A 13,305-nucleotide genomic window follows, 5' to 3' on the forward strand; every position below is an offset into this window, starting at 1 on the left:
GCTGCGCATTTTGGGGGCAGGCAAGACATAGGGGGCAATCATGAACTATCGCGAAGCCCAGGAACGCCTTCGCGCCATGGGGATACTCATGAGCAAGCGGGACGGACGAATCCGCCTCAACTATTCCGGAGGTAGCGAAGAGACAGCCTACTATACCCAGGATCTTGAGGATGCGATCGATGCAGGGGGTCGAATGGGACGTTCGCGGCAACCAATGCCAAACTGGTTCACGGTCAAGCCCCCCCAAGAGTTCCACAGGAACTTGACGAAGCAGCGTCTAGCGGCCCGGTGGGCATCCGCGGACGAGTAATGGCTGATGGAACGCTGCGATAAATAGCAGAAACGCAACGAGCCAAAGCCCGCCTGACAACACCAGGAGGACTGAACCTTGGCTGGCGATGAGTTCGCCCCCGACGCGAGCGACCGCCGCGCCCGTCATCGCCGCGTAGGCTACCGTGGCGCGAATTGACCGGGCGAAAGCGAGTCCGCTGTGCTTCCGGATCATGCTCCCCATGATGGCCAGCGACATCGTTCCGAACGCCCCTACGGTCCAGGCATGCACCGCGGCCGCCGTGCTGACATGCAACGGCACCAATATGTGCAGGGCCAGCAAGGCGAAGCCCAGCCCGATCCAGCAGTATCCCACATGGAGCGCCGCGACCGCTGCGGGCAAACGAACCTGCCAGCCTCGCCATTGCGTCGCCCGCGCCAGCTGGAGCGAGGCACATGCCGCGCAGGCGACGGCGGTGACTTGCGCGTCGGGCATTGCGATCCAAAAAGACAGCGCCAATGCCGCAGCTGCCGCCGATCCCTTCTCCATCACAGCCAAGGGAGCAGGCACTGACGGAGCACCGGAATTGCAGAGATACGCGGCGGTCAACGCAGGAATGACCCGACCGCCCACGACCATCAGCAGACCTGTCATCGTCGCGAGCGACAGACGCAGCGTGAGATCAACTGGATATGATGCCGCGGTCATGGCTGCGCTGGCAGAGAAGCCGAACAGCAGCAGGACTATCTTGTAGTTCCGACGATCCCTCGAGGAGATAACATACCCCGCCGTCGTCAGGGTGAGCGCAGACAGGAAAACTGCCGCGATAGCTGGCCCGGTGCCGTGCGGCCCAAGGACGTAAGATCCGCGCGCGGCGAACCACAGCGCCAGAAGGAATTTCGTCACCGCGTTCCGCGGCCCTGCCTTCCCAGTCCAACGCGGAAGGGCAGTCAAGAGGAAGCCCGCGAGCATGGCAGGAAACGTGCCGTACAGCAGAGCTTGGCGATGCCAGTCGCCGGCCGACGGGCCCGCAAGCCAAGGCTGTGCCCATGACAACGCGGGGGTCCAAATCGCGGCTCCGAAAAGCGCATCCAGCGAAGCGACGGCGAAAAAGGGACGAAATGGCTGGCTGCCGAAAAACAAGGGTCAGCTGCGCTGCGTATCGGTGGCGCGTTTACCGATCTGAATATGCCAATGGGGTGGCCCGGACTGCAAGCACACCCAACTATGCTCGTCGTCGAAGAAAGCCTTGAACTGACTTTCGAGCCGGGAAGTGTCGAAATCGCAGATGACCACACACGATTGGCCGGGATACAGCCCGTCGAAGGCCGACAAGACTGCTGCCTTTTTCAGAGCAGCTGGCAACTTCCGGACATCGTACGTCAAGCCCATGGTGATTTCCCATTTGTCGTCGCCACCGCATCAGGATTCGATGTGCGTTTCCTTGCGCTGCATCAAAGAGCTTGGAGGCTGTTCCCGTAGGATGGGAAAAAAGGAGATCCATCTTGTCCAGCCTGCCCATTCAGACATCTCGCGAGCAATTTAGATGTTGAACGCCTCCTCACAGGCGGTCTTGAAACTCCGGAGGACCAGGCGGCGCTCCAGCAGGATCCGATTCCTCGTCGCCCGCTGGTGGCTTCGAGAAGTCTGGCGCTGGACCAGATAGGCGATGCTTCCCCTTGTGCCTTCGCCGACCGGAATCATGAGTGTTTGTTTCATCACAAGGAAAGGATGTCTGGGACGCGCTAGGAACGGCAATTCGAGTTGCCATGGTGACCCAAGGAGGAGAAGGCTTCCATGACTGTTCCGATTGTTAAAGCGTATGCGATCTGGAGTTCGGCCGTTGAGCGCTACCAGGATTGGCGGGAGCGTCGAAGGGCCTTGCGCGAAGTGGAAGGTCTAGATCAACGCGAGCGCAGCAGATTGCTTCTCGAGGTCGGCCTGACAACCACAGATTTCTCAACCGCAATGCGGTATGCCTTTGCTTCACGTATTCTACTGCCGGAGGCGTTCAGGTCAGTGGGTGTGGATTACGACAAGTTCGAGGCCCGCCACCCGGAATGGAACCAGGACATGCGCAGGACGTGCATGCTCTGCCCGGAGCGGCGGCGCTGCAGTGCCCGCCTGAAGGACTCGTCGTTCGCGGCGACCTATGCTGAGTTTTGTCCCAATGGCCGTAGTCTGGAAGAACTGGTCTCGGTGCAGTAGGCAGTGGAGCGGTGCGGGGCCAATTGCGCGCCCGCACCGCAATCTGTCAGTCGTCGCCGCAGCAGCACCCGCAGCCCGACTGAACGCGTCGTCCGATTTGGACGCGCCAGGTTTCTGGGCCCTGCTCCAGATATTCCCAATCGAAAAGTCCGGGATATCTCACCTCCAGCTGATAGTGCAGCGGACGCGGGTCATGATCGTTCATGAGCACGAAACAGCTGCCTTCGGCCAAGGATTCGATCTGTCCAAAAATCCGGGGATGCCGCTCGGGACGGGGGATGGCCCGAACGTCGATGACGGGGATGGAATCGTTGTCTGCAACTGCCATGTAGCTTTGTCCTGCGGCCTTCCAACTAAACCCATGCCGAGAGGGGCCCAGTTCCATTCTCGACAGGCGCGGGCAACTTAATGCGGCATGCGCGGCCGCAGATTGTCCAAGCGCAAACAACCGGAAGAAACAGCAGTCCAGGCGACGCTTATTGCGTTGGAACAACGATGGCAGATCGACGAGGCGGGTAAGACAATCGGCGAAACAATAGGTGCCCGATGTCCCAGTCTATCCTGCAAAAGTACGGCGAGGCTCGCCTCCCCCGCTACACCAGCTATCCAACCGCGCCCCGCTTCTCGCCAATGATCGGCGTTGACTCCTATGGTGACTGGCTCGAGCAGCTTGCCAAGAAGGACCCCGTCTCGCTCTACCTGCACATCCCGTTCTGCCGATCGATGTGCTGGTATTGCGGCTGTCACACGACAATCACCCGGCAGGACCGCCCCATCCTCGACTACCTCGCCGTGCTGCGTGACGAGATCCGAATGGTTGCCGAACGCATCCCGCACCGCCTGCCAGTCGGCGAGGTGCATTTCGGCGGTGGCACGCCCACCATCATCTCGCCCGCGGAATTCCTGGCACTCATCGGGCTCTTGAGGGAGCGCTACGCCTTCTCCGACACGACCGGGATCGCTGTCGAAATCGATCCGCGTCGGCTGACGCCCGAAATGGCACACACGCTGGGGCACGCAGGCGTCACCCGCGCCAGTCTCGGCGTACAAAGCTTCGATCCGGTGGTGCAGAAGGCAATCAACCGAATCCAGACCCGGAAGGAAACGGCGGAATCCACTGACAACCTCCGGCGCGCCGGCGTTGAGGGGATCAATTTCGACCTGATCTACGGGCTTCCCCATCAAACGGTGCAGTCCTGCATCGATACGGCCAATGCAGCAATTGAAATGCTGCCGGACCGCTTCGCCGTTTTCGGCTATGCGCATATCCCCTCCTTCAAGAAGCATCAGCGCATGATCGACGAAAATGCCCTGCCCGACGGGGCAGCGCGCAACGAACAGGCGGAAGCGATTGCCGCGACGCTGGTCGCCGCCGGCTATCGGCAAATCGGCCTCGACCATTTCGCCCTGCCCGGAGACGACCTGGTACAGGCGCAGGAGTCGGGCAATCTGAGGCGCAATTTCCAAGGCTATACCACGGACAATTGCGAGACGCTCATCGGCTTCGGCGCTTCTGCCATCGGCCGCATGAAGCACGGCTATGTTCAAAACGAAGTGGCGCCAGGACTATATGCCCAGCATATAGCCGACGGAAAGCTGGCTACGGCCAAGGGCTATCGGCTTACCCACGAGGACAAAGTGAGAGCCGAGATCATAGAGCGGTTGATGTGCGACTTCGAGGTCGACATCGCGGCGGTCAGCCGAACCCACGGTTTCAATGCGTCAGCGTTGCTTACCACCAACGAAAGGCTGGCGCATCTGGCCGACGATGCTGTGGTTCACTATACGGGCAGCATGCTCCGCGTCAGTCAAGAACATCGTTTTGTCATCCGTGCAGTCGCTGCGGCCTTCGACGCATATATCGACCAGTCGACGCGGACGCACAGCCAGGCAGCCTGAAGCTGCTACCGATTAGAACGGATAGAGCCGAGAGAGAGATGCCAGTACCGCAGAACAAGGGTGAGCTTCTCAAGGCTATTGAGCACAATTTTGGCAATCTTATTGGCGATTTAAACGCAGTTCCGGAGGACCTGGTTGATCAGCGATCGCTCGACGGTCACGTGACCGGGTCGCTGATGAGCGTGTCCAACCTGTTAGCGTATCTAGTCGGCTGGAACGAGCTTGTGCTCAAATGGCTCGCCAAAGACGCAGCCGGACAACCGATCGATTTTCCCGATTCGGGCTACAAGTGGAACGAACTTGGGAAGCTCGCGCAAAAATTCTATCGCGACTATGACGACATTCCATATCAGCAGCTCCTTGACCGTCTGGATTCTGCCAAGCGCCAGATCGTTGCCCTTATCGAAACGCGCAGCGACGAACAGCTTTATGGAGGCGTTTGGTATGAGAAATGGTCCATGGGGCGCATGATCCAGTTCAACACTTCGTCTCCCTATGACAATGCCCGCAGGCGGCTCCGGAAATGGAACAAGGCGCAGGCGATTCTGCGCAATTCCCAGGCTTCCTGACCAAGCGACTGTGCCGGGACAGCTGGCTCCGCGGGGCATGCCATCGCGATCCAGTTGGCTGACGACCGCTGTCATCCAACTGGAGGACCCAACAAAAAGGCCCGGCGTGGGAGCGCCGGGCCTTTCAGTATCGCGGCCTTGTCCCCCTAGCCTGCAAGGCTGCGATAAATGGCGGGAAGCGCTGCCGGCAGCCGCCCGATGTTAGAGACCAGCGCATAACCGTTCTGGCCGAACATCGCCGGAACGTAGGATTTCGCCTCGCGGTCGACCGTCACGCCGAACACGCCGAGCCCCATGCGTCGCGCCTCCATCACCGCGCGGCGGCTGTCCTCAAGTGCGAACCGCCCCTCATAGTGATCGATGTCGTTGGGCTTGCCGTCGGTCAGCACCAGAAGCAGCTTCTTCCGGTTGGGCTGCTTGTCGAGCTCGGCGCTCGCGTGCCTGATGGCCGCGCCGATGCGGGTGTAACAGCCCGGCTTCAAGGCCGCAATGCGAGCCTCTACCGTCGCCCCCATCGGCTCATCAAAAGCCTTCACCGACTCGATCCGGACCCAATCTCGGCGGCGCGACGTAAAGGTGAGGATCGAGTGATTGTCGCCACAGGCGGTGAGCCCGTTGGCCAGGATCAGCAAGGCTTCCTTCTCGACGTCGAGCACGCGTCGGTTGTCGAACCAGGCGTCAGTCGACAGCGAAACGTCGACGAGGATGGTGACGGCAAGGTCGTGCACCTGCGGCCGGCTCATCAGATGGATGCGGTCGCTGCCCTGCCCGCCGGCGGCCAGGTCGGTGCGGGCGCGTACCACCGCATCGAGGTCGAGGTCGGCACCGTCGAGTTGAGCGCGCAGCACTTCGCGGCGTGGCCGCAACACTTCAAACTGGCGACGCACGCGTCGAATGAGGCGTCTCGTTTCGATGTCCGGCTCGGCTGTGCTACCTAGCGCCGAAGCAGGTGCTGCCAGCACCCGGCAATGGTCGGGTAGGTAGGTGCCCGAGCGGAAATCCCATTCCGGATAGGTCCGTTCCGCCGTCAGCGGCGTCCGGTCCAGCGCTTCCGGCGGCAAATCGAGGTCGAAGCGAAAGCGCGATGCCGGACGGCCCTTCCGCTCGCCAAACGTCATGTCGTCAAGGTCTTCGGCCGCCTTGGCGTCGTCGTCGCTGTCGTCGGACGGACGGTCAATATTGACCATCTCGGCCATCGCAAGGATCTTCTCGAAGCGATTGAGGATGAAAGGGCTGCGCTCGTCGGTCCGTGCATCCGCGTTTTCGCGGACGGCGACCTTTCGTTCGGTTTCGGCGCCATCAGCCTCGCGGCCGCCAGCGACGGGTTCGTCTTCGCCACGGCGCGGCGCGGTCTCGGCGCGCAGCAAGGCGTCGGGCCATAACGGTATGGGCAGCATCGGCAAGTAACCCGCCGGTGCACGGTGGGGAAAGATCACGGGCAGCGTATCGTCGAGCAGTCCTGCCTGATGTCTCAGCAGGCCCGTCACGCGCCCTTCGACCTGCGCTTCAACCGTGGGAAGCGGACCGCGCTGGCGGGCAGCAAGCGTTGCCGCCGCAAGTCGGCTATAGCGCCGTCCAAGTCCCGGAAGAGCTGCCACCACTCTGGCCGTCGTCTCTTCCGCACGCCGAAGCACTGCAAGGTCGCGCAGCAAGGGGTCCGTTTCCACGATGGAGTCCAGCGGCATCACCGCCATATAGGCAGCCAGCCAGATATAGAGGTCGCGGTTGAGTGCCCTGTCCGGAAACAGGTCGATCGATGCAGGCAGCATAAGGGACGAGCGGTCGCGCGCTGGCTGGGCGAGCTTTTCCTCGCCGAGCCCCATGCGCTGCCACCAACCGAGGCGGTGGCCAGAAGTCTTGCCGCGAACTGCAGCGACCTGGACCGCCCCTTCGCCGCCGAAACCACGGAAGCAGATCGCCAGCACAGGCTGCACTGCAGCCAGCTTCACCGCATGTTCCGGGTGGCGCGGCCAGGTCTGGACGTGGCCGATCAGGCGGTGCCAGGCGCGGCCGACCGTTTCCTCCAGCTCAAGGAAATCCAGCATGACATGCGCCTCAGCGGATCAGGGAATCGGCCAGTTCGGTCAGGGCTGTCTTGACGTCAGGCTCGTCGGTCAGCGGCGCGATCATCGCGGCAAGCACCGCCTCGCGCACTGGCACGCCGGCGTCGATCAGGCTGGCGCAATAGACAAGCAGACGGGTCGACGCGCCCTCCTCGAGGTCATGTCCTTTCAGCGCGCGAATGCGCCGGGCCAATTCGACAAGCGGCGCCACCTGGGCGTCAGCGAGGCCGCTTTCGGCCGACACCACGGCGATTTCGTCAGACTTGGGCAGGAAATCGAACTCGATGGCGACAAAACGCTGACGAGTGCTCGGCTTCAGGCTTTTCAGGAGGTTCTGGTATCCGGGATTGTAGGACACGACGAGCATGAAACTCGCCGGAGCCGCCAATTGCTCACCCGTGCGTTCCAGCGGCAGGATGCGGCGATCGTCGGTCAGGGGATGCAGCACCACGGCGACATCCTTGCGTGCCTCGACGATCTCATCGAGATAGCAGATGCCGCCCTCGCGCACTGCGCGGGTGAGCGGCCCGTCTACCCAGACGGTATCGCCGCCCATCAACAGGTAGCGCCCGGTGAGGTCGGCAGCGGCCAGGTCGTCGTGGCAGGATACGGTCGAGAGTGGCAGCCCAAGCTTCGCCGCCATGTGGCTGACGAAACGAGTCTTCCCGCAGCCAGTTGGCCCCTTGAGCAGTAGCGGCAAGCGCCGTGCCCAGGCGCGTTCGAACAAGCTGCATTCATTGGCCGAGGGGCTGTAGTAGGCGGGCGCGTCGGCGGCGGGACGGATAGGTAATGCGATTGTCATGGGAGGAACTCCGGAGGAGGCAGGCAGGCATGGGGTGCATGGCCCCGGAATGCTCCGGGGCCATGTACGGAAAGTCATTCGGCTGGCTGCAGGATGCGGGCCGGCTTCTCGCTGCGCTGGCGGCCGGGCACGAGCACGGCCCACATGAACATCAGCGCGGAGACGACCACGACAACGCCGGAACCGAGGCGCACCCAGTAGAACAGCGCGAGCTGGTCCTGCACGTCCATGAAGCTCTCGCCCAGCACACGCTGGAGATGCACTTGGACGACACCCGCGAAGGTCAGCGCAAAGGTCATCACCGACATGGCCGTGACCATCATCCAGAAGCTGACGATCGAGAGCCACTGGTTGTAAGGTGCGCGTCCCTTAATCTCGGGGATGGCGTAAGCCATCATGGCGAGATTAAGCATCACGTAAGCGCCGAAGAAGGCGAGGTGTCCATGCGCGGCAGTCACCTGCGTGCCGTGGGTGTAGTAGTTCACCGACGAAAGTGTGTGCAGGAAGCCCCAGACGCCGGCGCCGAAGAATGCCATCACCGAACAGCCGATGGACCAAAGCAATGCCGCCTTGTTGGGATGGTTCCGGCCCGCCTTCCAGGTCATATGGACGGTGAACGCGACCATGGAGAAGAAGGGCGCGACTTCAAGCGTCGAAAACAGCGAACCGATCCACTGCCAGTAGCCTGGCGCGCCAATCCAGTAGTAGTGGTGGCCGGTGCCAAGAATGCCGGAGAACAGCGCCAGGCCGACGATGATGTAGAGCCATTTCTCCACGACCTCACGGTCCACGCCGTTGAGTTTGATCATCAGGAACGCCAGCACCGACGCCATGATCAGTTCCCACACCCCCTCGACCCAGAGATGGATGACATACCACCAGTACATCTTGTCGAGTGCGAGGTTGGAGGGGTTGTAGAACGAGAACAGGAAGAAGATCGCCAGCGCCCAAAGGCCGAACAGCAGGATGTTGGTGATCGTCGTCTTGCGGCCCTTCAGCGCCGTCATGGTGATGTTGAACAGGAACATCAGGACCACGACGACTATGCCGACCTTGATGACGAAGGGCTGCTCGAGAAACTCGCGGCCCTCGTGAATGCGGAACAGGTAGCCGACCACGGCGACGCCGGCCGCGATGAAGAACATCCAGAATTGGATGATCGCCAGCTTCGGGCTGAAGAGCTCGGTCTCGGTTTCCTCTGGCAGCAGATAGTAGGTCGCGCCCATGAAGCCCATCAAAAGCCAGACCACCAGCGCGTTGGTGTGAATCATCCTGATGATGTTGAACGGCAGAAGCTCGGACAGCGTATTGGGCAGCACATAGATGGTCCCGGCGAGAACGCCGAAGGCGACCTGAGCCAAAAACAGGACCAGCGCGCCGTAGAAATAGGTCATCGCGACCTTTTGCGTTTGGTATTTCATATCTCTCTCCTTGGCGCCTCAGCCTGCCTCGTTCGGGGGCCACTTCTGGGTCTTGATGCGGCTGGTCCATTCGAGAAAATCGGCAAGATCGTTCAGCTCCTCGTCGCTGAGGTGGAACTGCGGCATCTGGCGGCGGCCCTCGATCCCCGAAGGCTGCGCCGCCATCCAGGCCTTGAGCGTGTCGCGCGCACCGTCGGGGTCGCTTTCGCCGCCATAGCGCTTCCACACATTGCCCAGCTCGGGCGCGAAATAGGCGCCCTCGCCCAGGATCGTGTGGCAGTTGATGCAGGAGTTCTTTTCCCAGACGTGCTTGCCGCGCGCCACGGAGTCCGTCAGCGTCTTCTCGTCCGTCGAGGTCGTGCGGATGTAATAATGGCTGTGGGCCGTTAACCCGACGAAGATTGCGAAGAAGAAGATCGAGCCGCCGTAAAAGACGTTTCGAGCCCCCGTTTTTGTGAGGCGTTCTGCCATCACGCGTTCCTTTCCCAGTCAGAATTCCGCGGGCGCGGTATGGTTCGAACGGTTTCATCCCGGCGGGCCAGCCACCGCTCTCCGGATGCCGTCCGGTCCGAACCCTTCTATGAGTTTGGGGAAGACGTTCTTTGCGTTTTGGCAAACAAAAGCGGACTGCTTCAGCCTGCCGCGACGGAGACGACGAGCGTTCTCGCCAGTGCACCAAGCGCAAGGACCAGACACCAGCAGAGCAACGCACGCAGCATTGTTGGGTTGCTGCCGCGCAGGCCCATGAAATCCCTCGCTACAAGACGCACCTTCAAGAAGGCGAGCCCCAAAACGAACACAAGACCGATGACGGGCCAGGACAGCTGTGCTGCAAATGCACTCGCGCCACTCAGGGCAAGCAACGCAAGCCATGCGAACGTCAGTCGCCTCGGGTTGCTGGGGTCCACGCTGCTCATACCAGATACACGATCGGAAACATGACGATCCATATCAGGTCGAAAGTGTGCCAGAGCGTTGCGATGAGATGCGTGTTCGCCGGCGCAAACCGCACACTCACCACCAGCAACACGAAAGCCCCAAACACAACGTGCATCAGGTGGAAGCCTGTCAGCAGGAAATAGAGTTCGAAGAACACGCCATAGGCATCGTCTCCGGCAAAGCCGATCTCGCCGCTGTATTCGGCAATCTTGATGGCCGCGAACAAGAAGCCCAAGAGGGCGGCGCGTATGAGTGCCCACCTCGCCCGGTCCCGGGATGCATTGGCCGACGTTGCCAGGGCAGCCTGCCAGCCGCTCGTAAGGAGCACGCCGGTGTTAATGGCGGCGAGCGACGTGTTGAGGTGTACCCGCGCGGCCGCGAACTGGTCAATTTGCATGGCGCCCGCGACAAGGAATGCGCCGAGCAGTAGGCCAAAGGCGGCCAACTCGCTCCAGACTAATATCCAAAGGAGAAAATCATCGCTGCCGTCCGCTTCCTCAGCGGCGTGCGTTACAAGTGTGGCTGCTTCCATCCTGCGACCTAGTGCTGAACCGCGAGCAGCTTCTTTGTCATGGCGCAAATGTCTTTGTGATCGCGCAAAGACGCGGTCACGCGGCAGGATATGCTCGCAACCGCTTAAACTCCGGCACCTGAGCTGGCCGGACTCGCGACAATTCGTCGAAAGGGGCCGATATGTCGGACGCACAAATTGGTCTAGCCGTTGCAACTCCAATCATCGTTGGTTTCGCTGGCCTCATGTACCGGATGGGGGTACTTCAAAAGACTGGCACGATTGCTGCCGTCATGTGCACTCTGGTAGTCTTTGCCATACTGTTGATGGGCCAGTAGATGTCCAAGTCGAAGTCGGACTGCCCCAGATGGCTGGCTGAACTCAATCGCCGGCACACCCGGCTGCTGATGCTCTGCGACATGCTGGAGAACATCGCCGACTCCCTTCCGCGCCATGTCACGCCCGCCCTGTGCAGGACAGTTGCGACATCTCTTAAGCCAGAACTCGACCGTGTATGCGAGATCGAAGAACTGTTCTGCTTTCCGTATCCCACAGGACTCGCGGAGGCACACGCATCGAGCGAAACCTTGTGCCGGATGTGTCGAGAGCATGAGGGCGACAGGGCCGCGGCCGAAGAAATAGTCAGGACGCTGACCAAGCTTGCGCACGGGCGAAAGGACGTGAACTGGGACGCCACAGGTTACATGCTACGGTCGTTCTTTGTCGGGGTCCGACGTCACGTCGCAAACGAACAATGCATGCTCGGTTTCAGTGGGACCCAGGCCTCGCGGCATTGAGCAACGTTGGCGGACCTTGTCCGCAGCGGCCTATCTGTACAGCCCGCGTGGACGGAATATTTCGCTGGAAGAACACCGCGCCATCGGCCTAGTCGCGACGGCATCCGCGCGTCACCTACCTGCAGCAGCGCTAATATTTCTTCCCACCGTATCCCAATTTTCAACCCTTTTGGGTCATCGTGTCGCCTTAGCTGGGAGGCAGAGGCGCAATGGTCGACGTGAAGGGAATATCCAAGCACGGATGGCGGCAGTTGGCTGCCTGGACCGGTTTCGGAACACTAGGTTGCGTTGCCGTGTCGGCCGCCATCAACTTCATGGTATTCATGAGAATGGGGGGCGAATCTCTTCACCTCAGCATGGTTTCGGCGACAATAATTCCGGTTATCCTGGCCGTCCCGCTATTTTCCTATCTTACGCTGAAGTTGCGAGAGCTCGCGGTCGCTAACCACAAGCTTGAAGACGCTGCCACAACTGATCGCCTGACCATGTGCCTGAACCGCACTGCTTTTGCCGCCATGGTCGAAGCGCGGATGGGCCGCGACGGCCGGGCAGCTTGTTCCCGCGGGTCCTTTCTCGTCATTGATGCGGATCACTTCAAGGCGGTCAATGACCGTTACGGACATGATCAGGGTGACGAGGCGCTCCAGTTGATTTCCGCCGCAATAAAATCGGCACTCCGCTCAGATGATCTTTTTGGGCGTCTCGGCGGCGAAGAATTTGGCGTGTTTCTACCGGGCACGTCGGAAACGGATGCTGCAGGAGTCGCTGAGAGGATTCGTGCCAAGATAAAAGCAACGTCTTTTCGCCCAGACGGAAACGAACACGTGTTGACTGTGAGCGTGGGCGGCGCAGCCTTTTCGCCTCTTCCCGGTTTCGCGGAAATGTTCAAAATCGCTGACCGGAGCCTGTACGAAGCTAAGCATGGCGGGCGTGATCGAGTGGCTTTTATGTCCTTCGACGAAATCCAGAACGGCAACACTTCGTATCTGAACAAACGCGTGCACCTTCACTGAGGTCGGAGCCGAATGTCAGGCGCTGTTACGGCTGGTTGCAACTAGCAGCCGTCGCGCCAGCGCTCGTTGCTTGACGTAGCGTCAGGGTGAGCTGATGTTGGGCCAAGCTCATTCGCAAGCATCCCCTCGCAAGCGGCCCTCCGAGCCCAGCGCCCGCCCTTGACCCCACTCGCGGCGGGCGCGATCTATCCCCGGCAAAAGTGCGGAATTAGGTAGCAAAGACCACCAGCTTCAACCATTTAATGCATCTTTCATGCAAGAATGGTTGTCTCCGCAAAAGACTGTTTCAGTTCGGGAATATACGATTTCGATTTATGCAACATGACTGCGATCAGCGATGTGCGGGCCCGCCGACGTTGGCCATTACCTCGTGGTATCGTTTAACAGTGTCGGGCTCCACGCCATATGCCACACAGTTCACTTCGCTGATCGACTCGATGATGTCCGAGAACGACTGAACGATAATATCGAAGTCTTCTCCCTCGATATCCGCGAACGCTTCCGTCGCGAAGTCGTTCGGCATCATTGCCGGCGCATCGACCACTCTGCTGAGAAATTCACCGTCTGCGTCATCAAGGCGTCGCCGCATCCTGATTTCGATAGATCGCGGTACTCTCTTGGTGGTCGCTGCCACAAGATAGGACGGCGCTGTGATCGCATAGCCTTCGGAGATGGCTTTGCTGGGGTATTTTGTATCCGCCAGTTCGTACAATGTCGTCATGCCGATGCAGCCGCCCGGTCCGCTTGTTGCCATCGATAAATGGCTGCAGATACGCGATGCCTGCGATATCAGCTACAAGTTCTAAGCTGAA

Annotated in this window: 15 protein-coding genes; 5 read left to right on the forward strand and 10 right to left on the reverse strand. The window is 60.5% G+C overall.

Annotated elements, in window-relative coordinates:
- Nucleotides 1-277: 277 nt before the first annotated feature.
- Nucleotides 278-1,414: an NnrS family protein gene (locus H5P29_RS26050; protein ID WP_083948677.1), complete on the reverse strand. Its 1,137-nt coding sequence runs from the start codon at nucleotides 1,412-1,414 to the stop codon at nucleotides 278-280.
- A 3-nt stretch (nucleotides 1,415-1,417) separates the two neighbouring features.
- Nucleotides 1,418-1,663 carry a DUF2249 domain-containing protein gene (locus tag H5P29_RS26055; RefSeq protein ID WP_067964988.1) on the reverse strand — a complete coding sequence of 82 codons (246 nt, stop codon included), beginning with the start codon at nucleotides 1,661-1,663 and terminating at the stop codon, nucleotides 1,418-1,420.
- Nucleotides 1,664-2,068: 405 nt separating this feature from the next.
- Between H5P29_RS26055 and H5P29_RS26060 the strand changes: the two genes are divergently transcribed.
- The gene (locus tag H5P29_RS26060) at nucleotides 2,069-2,479 is read left to right on the forward strand and encodes a hypothetical protein (protein ID WP_067964990.1); all 411 of its coding nucleotides are present in this window, start codon (nucleotides 2,069-2,071) and stop codon (nucleotides 2,477-2,479) included.
- A gap of 46 nt (nucleotides 2,480-2,525) precedes the next feature.
- Here H5P29_RS26060 and H5P29_RS26065 read toward each other — a convergent pair whose 3' ends face one another.
- On the reverse strand, nucleotides 2,526-2,807 hold the full coding sequence (locus tag H5P29_RS26065; RefSeq protein ID WP_067964992.1) for a DUF2249 domain-containing protein: 282 nt from the start codon (nucleotides 2,805-2,807) through the stop codon (nucleotides 2,526-2,528).
- A gap of 218 nt (nucleotides 2,808-3,025) precedes the next feature.
- Between H5P29_RS26065 and hemN the strand changes: the two genes are divergently transcribed.
- Both hemN and H5P29_RS26075 read left to right on the forward strand, forming a co-directional pair.
- On the forward strand, nucleotides 3,026-4,378 hold the full coding sequence (gene hemN / locus H5P29_RS26070) for an oxygen-independent coproporphyrinogen III oxidase (protein WP_067964994.1): 1,353 nt from the start codon (nucleotides 3,026-3,028) through the stop codon (nucleotides 4,376-4,378).
- A gap of 38 nt (nucleotides 4,379-4,416) precedes the next feature.
- A complete protein-coding gene (locus tag H5P29_RS26075) occupies nucleotides 4,417-4,947 on the forward strand; it encodes a ClbS/DfsB family four-helix bundle protein (RefSeq protein WP_067964996.1) in 531 nt (176 codons plus the stop codon).
- Between the two features lie 146 nt (nucleotides 4,948-5,093).
- Here H5P29_RS26075 and H5P29_RS26080 read toward each other — a convergent pair whose 3' ends face one another.
- From H5P29_RS26080 to H5P29_RS26105, 6 genes are all read right to left on the reverse strand, one after another.
- Nucleotides 5,094-6,992 (reverse strand): nitric oxide reductase activation protein NorD, encoded by a 1,899-nt coding sequence (locus H5P29_RS26080; RefSeq protein WP_154386982.1) that lies wholly within the window; start codon nucleotides 6,990-6,992, stop codon nucleotides 5,094-5,096.
- A 10-nt stretch (nucleotides 6,993-7,002) separates the two neighbouring features.
- Nucleotides 7,003-7,812 (reverse strand): CbbQ/NirQ/NorQ/GpvN family protein, encoded by an 810-nt coding sequence (locus H5P29_RS26085; protein ID WP_067965000.1) that lies wholly within the window; start codon nucleotides 7,810-7,812, stop codon nucleotides 7,003-7,005.
- A gap of 74 nt (nucleotides 7,813-7,886) precedes the next feature.
- Nucleotides 7,887-9,233, reverse strand: coding sequence for a cbb3-type cytochrome c oxidase subunit I (locus H5P29_RS26090; protein ID WP_067965002.1), 1,347 nt, complete (start codon nucleotides 9,231-9,233; stop codon nucleotides 7,887-7,889).
- An 18-nt stretch (nucleotides 9,234-9,251) separates the two neighbouring features.
- A complete protein-coding gene (locus H5P29_RS26095) occupies nucleotides 9,252-9,704 on the reverse strand; it encodes a cytochrome c (protein ID WP_067965004.1) in 453 nt (150 codons plus the stop codon).
- 161 nt (nucleotides 9,705-9,865) lie between these two features.
- Entirely contained in the window at nucleotides 9,866-10,150 is a 285-nt protein-coding gene (locus H5P29_RS26100) for a cytochrome C oxidase subunit IV family protein (RefSeq protein ID WP_067965006.1), read from the reverse strand.
- Nucleotides 10,147-10,704: a cytochrome c oxidase subunit 3 gene (locus H5P29_RS26105; protein WP_067965007.1), complete on the reverse strand. Its 558-nt coding sequence runs from the start codon at nucleotides 10,702-10,704 to the stop codon at nucleotides 10,147-10,149. Before H5P29_RS26105 ends, H5P29_RS26100 begins: the two co-directional genes overlap by 4 nt.
- Before the next feature lie 317 nt (nucleotides 10,705-11,021).
- Here H5P29_RS26105 and H5P29_RS26110 point away from each other — a divergent pair, with 317 nt between their 5' ends.
- Both H5P29_RS26110 and H5P29_RS26115 read left to right on the forward strand, forming a co-directional pair.
- A complete protein-coding gene (locus H5P29_RS26110; protein WP_067965009.1) occupies nucleotides 11,022-11,480 on the forward strand; it encodes a hemerythrin domain-containing protein in 459 nt (152 codons plus the stop codon).
- A gap of 209 nt (nucleotides 11,481-11,689) precedes the next feature.
- A complete protein-coding gene (locus tag H5P29_RS26115; RefSeq protein ID WP_154386980.1) occupies nucleotides 11,690-12,493 on the forward strand; it encodes a GGDEF domain-containing protein in 804 nt (267 codons plus the stop codon).
- A 331-nt stretch (nucleotides 12,494-12,824) separates the two neighbouring features.
- Here the strand turns inward: H5P29_RS26115 and H5P29_RS26120 are convergent, their stop codons facing one another.
- A complete protein-coding gene (locus H5P29_RS26120) occupies nucleotides 12,825-13,214 on the reverse strand; it encodes a hypothetical protein (protein WP_067965012.1) in 390 nt (129 codons plus the stop codon).
- Between the last annotated feature and the right edge of the window lie 91 nt (nucleotides 13,215-13,305).

The organism is Aminobacter sp. MDW-2, from assembly GCF_014250155.1.
Taxonomy (GTDB): Bacteria; Pseudomonadota; Alphaproteobacteria; order Rhizobiales; family Rhizobiaceae; genus Aminobacter; species Aminobacter ciceronei.